The following is a 14,437-nucleotide window of genomic DNA, read 5'->3' on the forward strand; positions in this document are numbered from 1 at the left end:
CGGCATAGTGGGGTGCTGCGATCCACCCGGACGACACTGCCTCAACACCTCGAAACACCAGGGGGACTTACGACATGCGACCGAACCGACCGGTCACCGCGATCCTGTGCGTGGCAGCGCTGGCGCTGACCGCCGCGGCGTGCGGGTCCGGCGACGGCGGGGCTGGCGGCGACGCCAAGCCGACCGTGGCCGCGCCCCCGCCCTCCGGCGCCACGGACGGGATCAAGATTCCGCAGGAGCTCAAGGACAGGCTCAAGCAGCACGGGTTCGACATGGAGAAGTGGAAGGGGGGCGCGTGGAAGAACTGGAAGAAGGAGGACTGGCTCCGCGAAGCGGGCGACTACGTCAACCCGATCATCGACGGCCTGTGGGACCCCGACCGCATGCGTGACGCGGAGCAGCCGCAGCCCCCGGCCGTCGACCCGGACGCGGGCAAGGACCAGGGCGTCACCGACCCGACGCCGGCCGCCGTGGCGGCAAAGCCGGCCTCCGCGCCGTACCACACGAGCGTTCCCGCCTCCGGCAAGGTCTTCTTCGACGGCCCCGAAGGCTCGATGGTCTGCTCGGCGACCGTGGTGAAGGACCCGGCCCACCCGGGCAAGTCCAACATGGTCTGGACTGCGGGCCATTGCGTCCACGCGGGCAAGGCCGGCGGCTGGTACCGCAACATCGCCTTCGTCCCGTCGTACAACAACGCGGGCCGGCCGGCGGCGGCGCTCAAGGGCGCGCCGCGCGAGCAGGTGGCCCCGTACGGCGTGTGGTGGAGCGACTGGGCGCAGACGTCGGACCAGTGGATCGCGACCGGCGGCCCGACGGGAGGCGCCGGTGCCCCCTACGACTTCGCGGTGTTGCACGTGACCCCGGAGAAGGGCGCGGGCAAGTCGCTGGAGGAGACGGTCGGCTCGGCGCTCCCGGTGGAGTTCAACGCCCCGGCCGTGCCGAAGGTCGCCGGCATCACGGCGACGGGCTATCCGGCGGCGGCGCCCTTCGACGGGCAGAAGGCGTTCCAGTGCGCGGACAAGCCGGGCCGGCTGGCGCTGACCCAGGCGGACCCGGTGATGTACCGGATCGGCTGCACGATGACCGGTGGTTCCTCCGGCGGCGGCTGGATCGCGGCGGGCGCCGACGGCAAGCCGGCGCTGGTGTCGAACACCTCGATCGGCCCCGCCAAGGCGGGCTGGCTGGCCGGACCCCGGCTGGGCCCGGAGGCCAAGGGGATCTACGAGGCGGTCAGCGGCAAGTTCAAGTGAGCCGCTGGGCATGACACGACCGAGGGCCCCTCGCCTGTGCGAGGGGCCCTCGGTCGTCCGGTGCGGTGTGGTGCCGTGTGCTGTGGTGCCGTGCGGCGCCTTGCCCGCTGTCCGGTTACTGCTTGGCGGGTACGTACGGTGCCAGGTCCGCCGCGAGTTCCTGGTGGACCCGGGCCTTGAGCAGGGTGCCCTCCGGGGTGTGTTCCTCGGAGATGACCTCGCCCTCGGCGTGCGCCCGGGCGATCAGCGTGCCGCGGGTGTACGGCACCAGCGCCTCCACCTCGACCTCGGGCCGGGGCAGCTCGGCGTCGATGAGCGCGAGGAGTTCCTCGATGCCCATTCCGGTGCGCGCCGAGACGGCGATGGAGTGCCGTTCGATGCGCAGCAGGCGCTGCAGGACCAGCGGGTCCGCGGCGTCCGCCTTGTTGATGACCACGATCTCGGGCACGTTGACCGCGCCGACCTCCCGGATCACCTCGCGCACGGCCGCCAGCTGCTCCTCCGGTGCCGGGTGCGAGCCGTCCACGATGTGCAGGATGAGGTCGGAGTCGCCGACCTCCTCCATCGTGGAGCGGAACGCCTCGACGAGGTGGTGGGGCAGGTGCCGGACGAAGCCCACCGTGTCGGCCAGGGTGTAGACCCGGCCGGAGGGGGTTTCGGCGCGGCGCACGGTCGGGTCGAGGGTGGCGAACAGTGCGTTCTCCACCAGGACGCCCGCGCCGGTGAGGCGGTTGAGCAGGGAGGACTTGCCGGCGTTGGTGTAGCCGGCGATGGCGACCGAGGGCACCTTGTTGCGACGCCGTTCCTGCCGCTTGATGTCGCGGCCGGTCTTCATCTCCGCGATCTCCCGGCGCATCTTCGCCATCTTCTCGCGGATGCGGCGCCGGTCGGTCTCGATCTTGGTTTCACCGGGGCCTCGGGTGGCCATGCCGCCACCGCCGCCGCCACCCATCTGCCGGGACAGCGACTGACCCCAACCGCGCAGGCGCGGCAGCATGTACTGCATCTGCGCGAGCGCGACCTGCGCCTTGCCCTCTCGGGACTTGGCGTGCTGGGCGAAGATGTCGAGGATGAGCGCGGTCCGGTCGACGACCTTGACCTTGACGACGTCTTCGAGCGCGATGAGCTGGCCGGGGCTGAGCTCACCGTCGCAGACGACGGTGTCGGCACCGCTCTCCAGCACGATGTCGCGCAGTTCGCGGGCCTTGCCGGAGCCGATGAAGGTGGCCGGGTCGGGCTTGTCGCGACGCTGCATCACACCGTCGAGGACGAGGGCGCCCGCGGTCTCGGCGAGGGCGGCGAGCTCCGCGAGGGAGTTCTCGGCGTCCTGCACGGTCCCGGAGGTCCACACACCGACAAGGACCACGCGCTCCAGGCGGAGCTGTCGGTACTCGACCTCGGTGACGTCTTCGAGTTCGGTGGAGAGACCGGCGACGCGGCGCAGGGCCGCGCGCTCGGAGCGGTCGAGCTGGTCGCCGTCCCGCTCTCCGTCGATCTCGTGGCTCCAGGCGACGTCCTCTTCCATCAGGGCATCGGCCCGAAGGCTCTCGGTGAAGCTCTGCGAGTCCCGCACGTTCTGCGCGTCCCGCGGGTCCTGGGAAGGGGAAGAAGAGGAGGTCATTGGATCCTTACGTCGATTCGATTGCGTCCGCGCCGACCGCGGTCACTGCCATGATCACGGCCGGAGACCGGGATCATGGCCGCGGTCACGACCAGGTCAGGGCCAAAGGTACCGCTGCACGTGACCAAACTCTGTCACGTCCAACGTGTGACCACGTCCGGTGATTCCCCGGTCGGCCTCGTCGATGGTGACATGCCCGTTCCTGGCCCGTCATACCGTTTTTCCGGCGGCCGGATGCGCCGGGGCCGTCTTCGGGGCTGTCTTCGGAGCCTTCTTCGGGTCGGCCTTCGGGCTCGGCTTCGGGGCCGCGGGGCCGCTCCACTCCGGGTGTCCCGGCATCGGCGGCGTCGTCTGCCCGTAGAGCCATGGCTCCAGGAAGGGCCCCAGGTCGCGTCCCGCCTCGCGGGAGGCCAGGCGTACGAAGTCGTCCGTGCCGGCGGTCCCGTCCTTGTGCTCCGCCACCCAGTTCCGTTCGACCCGGTCGAAGGCCTCGGTGCCGATCTCCTGCCGCAGGGCGTAGAGGATCAGCGCGGCCCCGTCGTAGACCACCGGCCGGAACAGCCCGATCTTCTCCCCCGGGGCCGCCGCCTTCGGTGCCGCCGGGGGGCCGCCCGCGGCCCGCCACTGGTCGGAGCGCTGGTAGGCCTCGCGCATGCGCCGTTCCAGGGAGTACTTGCCGAGGCCGTCCGCGTAGAGGGCCTCGTACCAGGTCGCGTGTCCCTCGTTGAGCCACAGGTCGGACCAGGTCCGCGGGGTCACGCTGTCGCCGAACCACTGGTGGGCGAGCTCGTGGACCATGACGGACTCCACGTACCACTCGGGGTAGCCCTCCCCGGCGAAGAGGCCGTGCTCGAAGAGGGAGAGGGTCTGCGTCTCCAGCTCGAAGCCGGTCTTGGCCCGCGCGATGAGCACGCCGTAGTTCTCGAAGGGGTAGCGGCCGACCCGCTGTTCCATCCACTCGATCTGCCCCGGGGTCTTGCCCAGCCAGGGCTCCAGCCGCTCCCGGTCGGCGGCGGGCACGACGTCGCGCAGCGGCAGTCCGTGCGGCCCCGTGCGGTGGACCACGGCGGACCGGCCGACCGAGACCTGGGCCAGCTCGGTGGCCATGGGGTGCAGGGTCTTGTACGTCCACACCGCCGCGCCCCCCGCTCGGGCGGAGGGGAGACTGCTCGGGACCCCGTTGGCGACGACCGTCGTCCCGGCGGGGGCGGTGACCCGGAAGGTGAAGTACGCCTTGTCCGCGGGGTGGTCGTTGCAGGGGAAGACGCGGTGGGCGGCGTCGGCCTGGTTGGCCATGGCCAGGCCGTCTTCGGTGGGCACCCAGCCGCCGTCGGCGCGGCCGCGCGGGTCGCTGGTGTGCCGGACGACGAGGTGCAGCGGCGTCCCCGCGGGCACGGCGTGCGCGGGGGTCAGCACGAGGTCCTCCCCGACGCTCTCGACGCTCGCCGGTTCCCCGTTGACCTCTGCGGAGGCCACCGTTCCGTTGGTGAAGTCCAGGTTGATCCGCTCCAGCGGCTCCAGGGTGCGGGCCTCGATGACGGTGACCGCATCGAGGGGGGTCAGGTTGTCCTTGTACGTGAGGGAGAGGTCGTACGAGAGGACGTCGTACCCCGGGTTGCCGAGCTCCGGGAACAGCCGGTCGCCGATGCCCAGGGGCTTCGGCGGGGGCAGCACGGCGGCGACGAGGGTCAGGGAGGCCGCCGCGAGGAGGGCGGCGCGCAGGCGCGGGGAGGTGAGCTGCATCCACCACCGCTTACCAGCGCCCGTCGCACGCCCGCGAGCGACGCGCGACGGGGGCACCCGAACGTGTGGCGCCCGCCGTTGGCCGGCCCGCTCACTCCCCCGGCGTGCGCCCCCTCACGCCGCACCACACCGGATCCGAGGACCCGGGCCCCGTTCCCCCCGGAAGTCTCAGGCCCGGCTGACGTCGTAGACGCCGGGCACGTCCCGCATGGCGCGCATCAGGGCGGGCAGACCCGTCGCGTCGGGCAGTTGCAGCGTGTAGGAGTGGTGGACCCGCTGCTCGACCGGCGGCTCCACGGTGGCCGAGATCACCTCGACCCCCTGACGGGCGATGGCCTCGGTCAGATCGGCCAGCAGGTGCGGGCGGCCGAACGATTCAGCGAGCAGGGTGACGCGGCAGTCCGCGGTGGCCCGCCAGTGCACGGCGACCGAGGTGCGGCCCACGGAACGCATCTGCTCCACGGCCGGACAGTGGATCCGGTGCACGGTGACGGCCCCGCCCCGGACGACGAACCCGGCGACCGCGTCGGGCGGCACCGGAGTGCAGCAGCCGGCGAGCCGTACGTGGGCGTCGGGGAGGTCGGCGACCGCGTTGCCCCCTCCGCCCCGCAGCCCGGTCACGGACAGTGGCGCCCGGGGGGCCGCGGTGGCGGGTCCGGCGCCGTCGGGATGGGCCGCGAGCCAGCTGCTGATGGCGATCCGGGCGGCGGGGGTCCGGGCGTGGTCCAGCCAGTCGGCGGCCGGCCCGGAGGAGGCGTCGTGGGCGAGCAGCAGCTGCACGGTGTCCCCGTCGGAGAGCGGGGAGGACAGGGAGGTGAGGCGCCCGTTGACCCGGGCGCCGATACAGCCGTGGGCCGCCTCGCCGTACTGGGCGTAGGCGGCGTCGATACAGCTGGCCCCGGCGGGCAGGCTGATCGCGGCGGTGGCGTCCCCGTCCTCGCGGAACACGGTGATCTCGCGGTCCTGGGCCAGCTCCGCGCGCAGCACGCTCCAGAAGGTGTCCGGGTCGGGCGCGGACTGCTGCCAGTCGAGGAGCCGGGAGAGCCAGCCGGGGCGGGTGGGGTCGACGCGCTCCTCGTCGCTGTCCGCCGCCTCCGCCGGGGTGCCGGTGGTGTACGGGTTGCCGAGGGCGACGACGCCCGCCTCCGCGACCCGGTGCATCTGGCGGGTGCGGACGATGACCTCGGCGACGTATCCCTCGGGGACGGCGACGGCGGTGTGCAGGGACTGGTAGAGGTTGAACTTCGGGGCGGCGATGAAGTCCTTGAACTCGGAGACGACCGGGGTGAAGCAGGTGTGCAGTTCGCCGAGGACCCCGTAGCAGTCGGCGTTCTCGGCGACGAGTACGAGGATGCGGCCGAAGTCGGAGCCGCGCAGTTCGCCCCGGGTGCGGGAGATGCGGTGGACGGAGACGAAGTGCCGTGGCCGTACCTGTACCTCGGCGGCGATGCCGGCGTCGCGCAGGACGGCGCGCACGGAGTCGGCGATGGCGGGGAGCGGGTCGGCGTCACCGGCGTGGGCGGCGATGAGTGCGCGGGTGTGCTCGTACTCCTCGGGGTGGAGGATGGCGAAGACGAGGTCTTCCAGCTCGGTCTTGAGGGCCTGGACGCCGAGCCGTTCGGCGAGGGGGATCAGGACGTCGCGGGTAACCTTGGCGATGCGGGCCTGCTTCTCGGGGCGCATCACGCCGAGGGTGCGCATGTTGTGCAGCCGGTCGGCGAGTTTGATGGACATCACGCGGACGTCGTTGCCGGTGGCTACGAGCATCTTGCGGAAGGTCTCGGGTTCGGCCGCGGCGCCGTAGTCGATCTTCTCGACCTTGGTGACCCCGTCGACGATGAAGCAGACCTCGTCACCGAACTCCGCGCGGACCTGATCGAGGGTCACGTCCGTGTCCTCGACGGTGTCGTGGAGGAGAGAGGCCGTCAGGGTGGTGGTCTCGGCGCCGAGTTCGGCGAGGATGAGCGTGACGGCGAGCGGATGTGTGATGTACGGCTCACCGCTTTTGCGCATCTGGCCGCGGTGCGAGGTCTCCGCGAGGAGGTAGGCCCTCCGCAGAATGGACAGATCGGCGTCCGGATGGTGGGCACGGTGCGCTTCTGCTACGTGTCCGATGGCGTCCGGAAGCCGGTCCCGGGACGCGGGCCCGAGCAGGGCGGCTCGTCCCAGGCGGCGCAGATCCAGCCGGGTCCGGCCACGTCTGCGCAGCTCAGGACGCACTTCGGCATGTGCTTCGGGGTTCGTGGCCTCTGCACTCATGGGCACCTCCGACGGCTTCGACCGGCGGTGGCGGGCATGGGGTGAGCCCTCAGGGCCGGTGCCTGATGTTACCGACCCCACCACGTGGCGCAGTCCACCTCTCGCTCAGCGTGAAACGGATCACCCATGAGAGGGAATCTTCAGGCGAAAGCCGTTTCGCTGAGCCAGGCCGCCTCGAACTCCCCCGAGGCCACGATGACGGCCGGTCCGGTCATGTCGATCCGCCCGTCGGGGTGCTCGGTGATGGCGAGCGTGCCGCCGGGCAGGTCGACGGTGTAGGTGACCGGTTCGCCGGTGACGGCGGGGTCGACGCCGTCACGGCGGATGGCCGCCACGGCGACGGCGCAGGCGCCGGTGCCGCAGGAGCGGGTCTCGCCGGAGCCGCGCTCGTGGACGCGCATGGCGACGTGCCGGGGGCCGCGGTCGACGACGAACTCGACGTTGACCCCGGTGGGGTAGGCGGAGGCGGGGCTGAACGGCGGCGGGCTGTACAGGTTTCCGGCCTGGTCGAGGCTTTCAACGAACGCCACCGCGTGCGGGTTCCCCATGTTCACGTTCCGCGCGGGCCAGGTGTGCTCGCCGACGGAGACGGTGACCTCCCCCTCGGGGAGTTCGGCGCGGCCCATGGAGACGGTGACGTCGCCGGTCTTGTCGAGGTGGACCTGCTTGACGCCGCCCCGGGTGGCCACGGCGAGGTCGCCGGGCTCGACGTGGCCGGCGTGGTGGAGGTAGCGGGCGAAGACGCGCACGCCGTTGCCGCACATCTCGGCGACGGAGCCGTCGCTGTTGCGGTAGTCCATGAACCACTCGGCCCGGTCGGCGAGGTGTGCCGCGTCGGGGTGGGCGGCGGAGCGCACCACGTGGAGCACACCGTCGGCCCCGATGCCGGCGCGCCGGTCGCACAGGGCGGCGACGGCGCTCGCGGGCAGCTCGATGGCGTTGTCCGGGTCCGGGACGATCACGAAGTCGTTCTCGGTCCCGTGGCCCTTGAGGAAGGAGAGGGTGGTGTGCGTCACCCGCCCATGGTAGCGAGCGCCCCCGGGCCCGGCCGGAGCAGGTCAGCGAGGTGTCAGCGGCGCGGGTACGCCGCCCCGGCACGACGGCGCTAGCGGAGCCGCGCCACCCGGTACACCGCGAGCGCCACGACGGCCAGCGCGACCAGCGCGTAGAGACCGGCCATCCGCCAGTCGGGGCGGCGGCCGCTGCCGCGCGGCGGGAGCCCCGGCCAGGTGTAGCCGACGCGGCGCGCGGCCATCATCCCCCAGCCGCCGGCGCAGGAGCTGATGAGGAAGCCGAGCATGGCGACGACGGCGCCGCCGTCCCCGAACTCGAAGGCGAGGGGGAAGGCGAACATCAGGGAGCCGGCGGCGGCCAGCATCACGATCGGGGCGATCTGCCAGATCCGCAGCCGTCGCTGCGGGCGCAGCTCGACCTCGACGGCGGGACCGGAGGCGTCCTCGCTGCCCGGTTCGGGCGCGTCGGGGCCGTCCGGGGTCAGCCGCGCGGGATCCGCGGGCAGACCCAGGCCGTCGGGAGCGTCCACGGACTCCGGGGCTCCGGAGCCGACGGACCCGCCGGTTCCGCCCGGCTCCGCGGGGCCGCCGGGGGCTCCGTGAAGCATCGGGTCCGCTTCCTGTCTGGTGTCGTCCCGCCCGGTGTCACGAGGGCCGGCCTCCATAGCCACGCGCCCTCCCCACTTCGGACTTCGTACGCCGCTGTTCAGAAGTTTGATGATGGCACGGTCCCGGGCCCGGGACGGGCGCACGGGGCTTCCCGATGCCATCACGTGATCAGGCTGTAACCGCTCGTTCGACCAACGACTGCGCGAGTCCGGCGAGTTCCCCCCGGTCCGCGGCTGCCCCGCTGAGCCAGTGCACGCGGGGATCGCGGCGGAACCACGAGTCCTGACGGCGCGCGAAGCGCTTGGTGGCCCGGACGGTCTCGGTCCTGGCCTCCTCCTCGGTGCACTCCCCCGCGAGGGCGGCCAGGACCTGCTGGTAGCCGAGGGCGCGGGAGGCTGTGATCCCGTCGCGCAGGCCCCGGGCCTCCAGGGCCCGGACCTCGTCGACCAGTCCGGCCTCCCACATCCGGTCCACGCGCAGCGCGATCCGCTCGTCGAGCTCCGGCCGGGCCACGTCGACACCGATCTGGACGGTGTCGTAGACGGACTCGTGGCCGGGCAGGTTGGCGGTGAAGGGCTTGCCCGTGATCTCGATCACCTCCAGGGCCCGGACGATCCTGCGGGTGTTGCCGGGCAGGATCGCGGCGGCCGCCGCCGGGTCCACGGCGGCGAGGCGCGCGTGCAGGGCCCCGGGGCCGCGCAGGGTGGCCTCCTCCTCCAGCCGGGCCCGTACCTCGGGGTCGGTGCCGGGGAACTCCATGGCGTCGAGCGCGCCGCGGACGTAGAGGCCGGAACCGCCGACGAGGACCGGGGTGCGGCCCTCGGCGAGCAGTTTGTCGATCTCGGCGCGGGCGAGGCGCTGGTACTCGGCGACGCTGGCGGTCTCGGTGACGTCCCAGACGTCGAGGAGGTGGTGCGGGACCCCTCCGCGCTCCTCGAGCGTCAGCTTGGCGGTGCCGATGTCCATCCCGCGGTACAGCTGCATGGAGTCGGCGTTGACGACCTCGCCGTCGAAGTGTCGGGACAGGGCGACGCCCAGATCGGACTTTCCGGCCGCGGTGGGACCGACGACGGCGATGACCCGCGGGGCGGGGGCTGCATTCCTCACCGGGACAGTCTCGCAAACCGAACGGCATGTACCCGATCGGGTTACGTGACGGGGCGCGGCGGAGGTCGTTGCCCTGAAGAGGTTCGGGCCGGGCGTACGCCCGGCGGAGGCCGGGCCGGACCACGCGGAACTTCACCCGCACGAGTAGCGTTATGGGAGTAGACATGGGTGTTTTCAGTCGGTTTCGTCGACGTAAGGACGAGGCTTCGGCCGATTCCGCAGCGGCCGAGGCCGTGACGGAACCGGCGGAAGCCGCGGCCGAGGAGGCCGAGGAGGCCGAGGAGGCCAAGACCGAACCCTCCGCGACGGAGGCTCCGGCGGCGGAAGCCGTGGAGATTCCGAAGCAGCAGTCGGCGGAGGCAGCCGCGGACAGCGAGGCCGGCGAGGGCGCCCGCAAGTAGCTACCGCCACTGGAAGGTGACCCATGGGCCTGCTGGACAATCTGAAGGCCAAGCTCGCTCCGGCCAAGGACAAGGTCGGCGATCTCGCGCAGCAGCACGAGGGGAAGATCGGCGAGGGGCTGGAAAAGGTCGCGAAGGCCGTGGACTCCAAGACCCACGGCAAGTACAGCGACCGGATCACGACCGGCACGGACAAGGCGAAGGACGCCCTGGGCAAGATCGCGCACAAGGACAAGCCCGGCGGGCCGACGCCGTCGGCCGCTTCCTGACGCGCGGTACGGAAAGGGGCGCGGGACCGGGAGAGCGCCGGTCCCGCGCCCCTTCGTCGTGCCGGGTCCGTCGTACGGGGCCCCGCCTCAGGACCAGGTGGCCACGAAGTAGCCGACGCCGTAGGGGGCGTCCTCGTACAGCAGCCGGCCGTCGAGACCGGCGTCCTCGCCCGCGCCCGCGAGAACCTGCCAGGGGGCGCGTCCGGCGGCCTGCAGTTCGGCGGCGAGGTCGGGGTCGAGGGCGGCCAGGGCCGAGGTGTCGGCGGCGCCGAGGGCCCGGCCGGCCGCGGCATCGAAGGCGGCGGCGCGTTCGTCGAGGTATCCGGGGGCCTTCAGGGTCCGGCAGGCGCTGCCGTCGCCCATGACGAGCAGCGCGCCGCGCGCGTCGCGCGCGGCGAGTTCCCGGCCGGTGCGCAGGCATTCCTCGGGTGCGGCGGGGGCGGCCACGCCGAGGCCCTCCACGGGGGCGGCGCCCCAGCCGGCGCGGCCCAGCAGCCACGCGCCGACGGCCAGGGAGGCGGGCAGCGACCGCGGCCCCTCCTCGCCCACGCCGAGGCGGACGTCGGCGTCGACCCCGAAGCCGTGGAAGCCGCCGCGGGAGCCCTGGGGGTAGGGCCCGGTGTGGTCGGCGTCGGCGGCCCCGACCACGACCAGCAGGTCGGGCCGGGAGGCGGCGAGCACGGCTAGCGCGTCGGAGCAGGCGGTACGGGCGTCGCGCAGTTCGGCGGCGGCGCCCGCGGCGACCTCCGGCACGAGGAGCGGCGGTGCGGGGCAGACGGCGGCGGCTACGAGCATGATCCGCAGCCTAGGGGTCCCCCGCCGATCGGGCCAGACCGGCCCCGGGTCGGGACCGGGCCGGACCCGGGCCGGCCCGGACGGCCCCGGTGGGACTCAGTCGATCGCGCAGCCGGACGTGGCGACCGGCAGCGGCGCCGGGACGCCGAGGGTGGGGATGCCGAGCAGGACGCCGGCGGGCTGCGCCGGGGCGGCGTTGCGCTTCTCCCAGGCGTCGCCGGCGCGGGTGCGGCGCACCTCGCGGGTCGGACCCTCGGCCAGGAGGTGGTGGGGGGCGGCGTAGGTGATCTCGACGGTCACCACGTCACCGGGGCGCACGTCCTCGTCCGGCTTGGTGAAGTGCACCAGGCGGTTGTCGGGGGCGCGGCCGGAGAGGCGGGCGGTGGCGCCGTCCTTGCGGCCCTCGCCCTCGGCGACCATGACCTCCAGGGTGCGGCCGACCTGCTTCTTGTTCTCCTCCCAGGAGATCTCCTCCTGGAGGGCGACCAGGCGCATGTAGCGGTCCTGGACGACCTCCTTGGGGATCTGGCCCTCCATGTCGGCGGCCGGGGTGCCGGGGCGCTTGGAGTACTGGAAGGTGAACGCGTTCGCGAAGCGGGCCTCGCGCACGGCGTGCATGGTCTGCTGGAAGTCCTCCTCGGTCTCGCCGGGGAAGCCCACGATGATGTCGGTGGAGATCGCGGCGTGCGGGATCGCGGCGCGGACCTTCTCGATGATCCCGAGGAAACGCTCCTGCCGGTAGGACCGGCGCATCGCCTTGAGGATCGGGTCGGAGCCGGACTGCATCGGCATGTGGAGCTGCGGCATCACGTTCGGGGTCTCGGCCATGGCGGCGATCACGTCGTCGGTGAAGTCGCGCGGGTGCGGGGAGGTGAAGCGGACCCGCTCCAGGCCCTCGATCTGCCCGCAGGCGCGCAGCAGCTTGCTGAAGGCCTCGCGGTCGCCGAGGTCGCTGCCGTACGCGTTGACGTTCTGGCCGAGCAGGGTGATCTCGGAGACGCCCTCGGCGACCAGCGCCTCGACCTCGGCGAGGATGTCGCCGGGACGGCGGTCCTCCTCCTTGCCGCGCAGCGCCGGGACGATACAGAAGGTGCAGGTGTTGTTGCAGCCGACGGAGATCGAGACCCAGGCGGCGTACGCGGACTCGCGGCGGGTCGGGAGCGTGGAGGGGAAGGCCTCCAACGACTCGGCGATCTCGACCTGGGCCTCCTCCTGGACGCGGGCGCGCTCCAGCAGGACGGGCAGCTTGCCGATGTTGTGCGTACCGAAGACCACGTCGACCCAGGGGGCGCGCTTGGTGATCGTGTCGCGGTCCTTCTGGGCGAGGCAGCCGCCGACGGCGATCTGCATGCCGGGGCGCTTCGTCTTCATCGGGGCGAGGCGGCCGAGGTTGCCGTAGAGCTTGTTGTCGGCGTTCTCGCGGACGGCGCAGGTGTTGAAGACGACGACGTCGGCGTCGCCGTCGCAGCCCTCGGGCGCGCGGACGTAACCCGCGTCCTCCAGCAGACCGGAGAGTCGCTCGGAGTCGTGCACGTTCATCTGGCACCCGTAGGTGCGCACCTCGTAAGTTCCCTTGGGGTCCACTGCGGGGCTCCGGTCGCTGCTGCTGGTCATGCAACAAGGGTAGGCGGTACCCGGGAGCCCTCCGGCCCCCCGTTCAGCGTGCCCGCCGGGAGGCGGCGGCCGAAGAGCACGAGCAGCAGGTCCTGGGCCTGGCCGTGGACGGGATCGCCGCTGCCGTGGGACCAGTCGAGGTCGTCGGCGCACAGCCGGATGCCGGTCAGGTCCGCGCCGAAGAAGCGCAGGCCGCGCGGGGTGACGGCGTCCAGCAGGAGGCGCAGCCGGTCCTCGGGGACACGGCGCGGGTGGCCGAGGGCGACGGTGATGTCGAGGCCGTGGACGACGTCGTGCGCGAGGCCCGCGGTGGGACCGCCGACCGGGGGCTTCCAGGGGTGGTGGGCGTGGTCCCTGAGCAGGTCGGCGAGCTCGCCCGTCGTGAGGGCGGCCGCGTCGCGGCGGGCGGTGCGGCCGGTCATCCGGTGGAGGCTGCCGCGCGCCTTGAGGAGCTCGGCGGCGAAGCCGGGCAGGGAGGTGCGGAAGCCGAGCGACATGTGGGCGGCGACCTCGCGGACGCTCCAGCCCGCGCACAGGGAGGGGGCGTCCCACTGCGCGGGGGTGAGGGTGTCCAGTACGTCGGCCAGCTCGCGGCGTTCGGCGGCTGTGGCACGCAGGACGGCGGCGGACGGGGCGGTGGCAGGGGTCATGGATCCAGGGTCGGCGGGAGGGCCGCCATAAGTCCAAGAGCGGGTTCTTCTGCGATCTAGAATCCGCCGTTATGGAACTTTCTCAGCTGCGGTACTTCGTCGCGGTGGTGGAGGAGGGCGGGTTCACCCGGGCGGGGGCGCGGCTGCACGTGTCCCAGCCGGGAGTGAGCGCGCAGATCGCACAGCTGGAACGGGAGCTCGGCCAGCGCCTGCTCGACCGGTCCGGCCGGCGGGTCACGCCGACGGAGGCGGGCGAGGCGGTACTGGGCTACGCGCGGGCCGCGCTGGCGGCGGTGGAGGGGATCCGGCAGACGGCCGACGCCTTCTCCGGGCTGCTGCGGGGGCGGGTGGCGCTCGGTCTGATCCCGGGGGCGGCGGGCGTCTCGGTGGGGGCGTTCGACATGGTCGCCCTGCTCGGGAGCTTCCACGACGCGCACCCCCAGGTGGAGATCTCCCTGGCCGAAGACACCTCCGAGCGGATGCTGGCGGCCCTGCGGGCCGGAACGCTGGACCTGGCGGTGGTCGGGCTGGGCGGGGAGGCGCCGGCCGGGATCTCGTGCCGGCTGCTGCTCGACGAACCCCTGGTGGCGGCGGTACGGGCCGGCGATCCCCTGGTCGGCGCGGCGGTGGACGGCGGGATCCCGCTGGGGGCGCTGCGCGGGCGCGCGTTGATCTCCCTGCCGCGCGGCACGGGGCTGCGGGGGGTGCTGGAGCGGGCCTGCGCGGATGCCGGGTTCACTCCCCGGGTCGACTTCGAGGCGGCCGTGCCGACGGTGCTGGCCCGGCTCGCCACGCGGGGCCTGGGGGTGGCGGTGATCCCGGCGGGCGCGGAGTCGGGCGCCGGTCCGGGGCTGCGCGCGCTGCGGATCACCGACCCGGAGCTGAGCGGGCGGGTGGCCCTGGCCTGGCGCACCGACGGCCCGTCGGGCCCTGCGGCCCGCAAGCTCCTGACGCTCCTGCGGGGTGCCCTGCCGGCCGCCGACCGTCCGGACACGGACCGTCCGGACACGGACCGTCCGGACACGGACCGTCCGGACACGGACCGTCCGGACACGGACCGTCCGGACACGGACCGTCCGGACACGGACCGTCCGGACACGGACCGT

Annotated in this window: 13 protein-coding genes; 4 read left to right on the top strand and 9 right to left on the bottom strand. The window is 73.0% G+C overall.

Going from position 1 to position 14,437, the window contains the following annotated elements:
* Positions 1 to 74 precede the first annotated feature (74 nt).
* Positions 75 to 1,250: a serine protease gene (locus ACEPPI_RS05850; protein WP_373914144.1), complete on the top strand. Its 1,176-nt coding sequence runs from the start codon at positions 75 to 77 to the stop codon at positions 1,248 to 1,250.
* A gap of 115 nt (positions 1,251 to 1,365) precedes the next feature.
* Here the strand turns inward: ACEPPI_RS05850 and hflX are convergent, their stop codons facing one another.
* The 6 genes from hflX to miaA all read right to left on the bottom strand — a co-directional run bounded on the left by hflX (position 1,366) and on the right by miaA (position 9,602).
* Entirely contained in the window at positions 1,366 to 2,871 is a 1,506-nt protein-coding gene (gene hflX, locus ACEPPI_RS05855; RefSeq protein ID WP_373914145.1) for a GTPase HflX, read from the bottom strand.
* Between the two features lie 210 nt (positions 2,872 to 3,081).
* Positions 3,082 to 4,614, bottom strand: a complete 1,533-nt coding sequence (locus tag ACEPPI_RS05860) for a M1 family metallopeptidase (protein ID WP_373914146.1) — start codon at positions 4,612 to 4,614, stop codon at positions 3,082 to 3,084.
* A 168-nt stretch (positions 4,615 to 4,782) separates the two neighbouring features.
* Positions 4,783 to 6,873 carry a bifunctional (p)ppGpp synthetase/guanosine-3',5'-bis(diphosphate) 3'-pyrophosphohydrolase gene (locus ACEPPI_RS05865; protein ID WP_373914147.1) on the bottom strand — a complete coding sequence of 697 codons (2,091 nt, stop codon included), beginning with the start codon at positions 6,871 to 6,873 and terminating at the stop codon, positions 4,783 to 4,785.
* A 140-nt stretch (positions 6,874 to 7,013) separates the two neighbouring features.
* A complete protein-coding gene (gene dapF, locus ACEPPI_RS05870) occupies positions 7,014 to 7,889 on the bottom strand; it encodes a diaminopimelate epimerase (RefSeq protein ID WP_266842802.1) in 876 nt (291 codons plus the stop codon).
* An 89-nt stretch (positions 7,890 to 7,978) separates the two neighbouring features.
* A complete protein-coding gene (locus ACEPPI_RS05875; RefSeq protein WP_373914157.1) occupies positions 7,979 to 8,551 on the bottom strand; it encodes a hypothetical protein in 573 nt (190 codons plus the stop codon).
* Positions 8,552 to 8,663: 112 nt separating this feature from the next.
* Positions 8,664 to 9,602, bottom strand: a complete 939-nt coding sequence (miaA, locus tag ACEPPI_RS05880) for a tRNA (adenosine(37)-N6)-dimethylallyltransferase MiaA (protein WP_373914148.1) — start codon at positions 9,600 to 9,602, stop codon at positions 8,664 to 8,666.
* 164 nt (positions 9,603 to 9,766) lie between these two features.
* Here miaA and ACEPPI_RS05885 point away from each other — a divergent pair, with 164 nt between their 5' ends.
* The gene (locus tag ACEPPI_RS05885) at positions 9,767 to 10,003 is read left to right on the top strand and encodes a gliding motility protein (RefSeq protein ID WP_373914149.1); all 237 of its coding nucleotides are present in this window, start codon (positions 9,767 to 9,769) and stop codon (positions 10,001 to 10,003) included.
* Between the two features lie 23 nt (positions 10,004 to 10,026).
* On the top strand, positions 10,027 to 10,272 hold the full coding sequence (locus ACEPPI_RS05890; RefSeq protein ID WP_373914150.1) for an antitoxin: 246 nt from the start codon (positions 10,027 to 10,029) through the stop codon (positions 10,270 to 10,272).
* Between the two features lie 87 nt (positions 10,273 to 10,359).
* On the opposite strand, the gene ACEPPI_RS05895 is transcribed toward ACEPPI_RS05890, so the two are convergent.
* The 3 genes from ACEPPI_RS05895 to ACEPPI_RS05905 all read right to left on the bottom strand — a co-directional run bounded on the left by ACEPPI_RS05895 (position 10,360) and on the right by ACEPPI_RS05905 (position 13,331).
* Positions 10,360 to 11,067, bottom strand: coding sequence for a class III extradiol dioxygenase subunit B-like domain-containing protein (locus ACEPPI_RS05895; RefSeq protein ID WP_373914151.1), 708 nt, complete (start codon positions 11,065 to 11,067; stop codon positions 10,360 to 10,362).
* Between the two features lie 96 nt (positions 11,068 to 11,163).
* Positions 11,164 to 12,681, bottom strand: a complete 1,518-nt coding sequence (gene miaB, locus ACEPPI_RS05900) for a tRNA (N6-isopentenyl adenosine(37)-C2)-methylthiotransferase MiaB (RefSeq protein ID WP_373914152.1) — start codon at positions 12,679 to 12,681, stop codon at positions 11,164 to 11,166.
* On the bottom strand, positions 12,678 to 13,331 hold the full coding sequence (locus ACEPPI_RS05905; protein ID WP_373914153.1) for a maleylpyruvate isomerase family mycothiol-dependent enzyme: 654 nt from the start codon (positions 13,329 to 13,331) through the stop codon (positions 12,678 to 12,680). Before ACEPPI_RS05905 ends, miaB begins: the two co-directional genes overlap by 4 nt.
* 71 nt (positions 13,332 to 13,402) lie before the next feature.
* Between ACEPPI_RS05905 and ACEPPI_RS05910 the strand changes: the two genes are divergently transcribed.
* Positions 13,403 to 14,437: LysR substrate-binding domain-containing protein (locus ACEPPI_RS05910; protein WP_373914154.1), on the top strand; the 1,035-nt coding region annotated here is incomplete at its 3' end.

Source organism: Streptomyces sp. AB3(2024), assembly GCF_041862025.1.
In the GTDB taxonomy this organism is placed as follows: Bacteria; Actinomycetota; Actinomycetes; order Streptomycetales; family Streptomycetaceae; genus Streptomyces.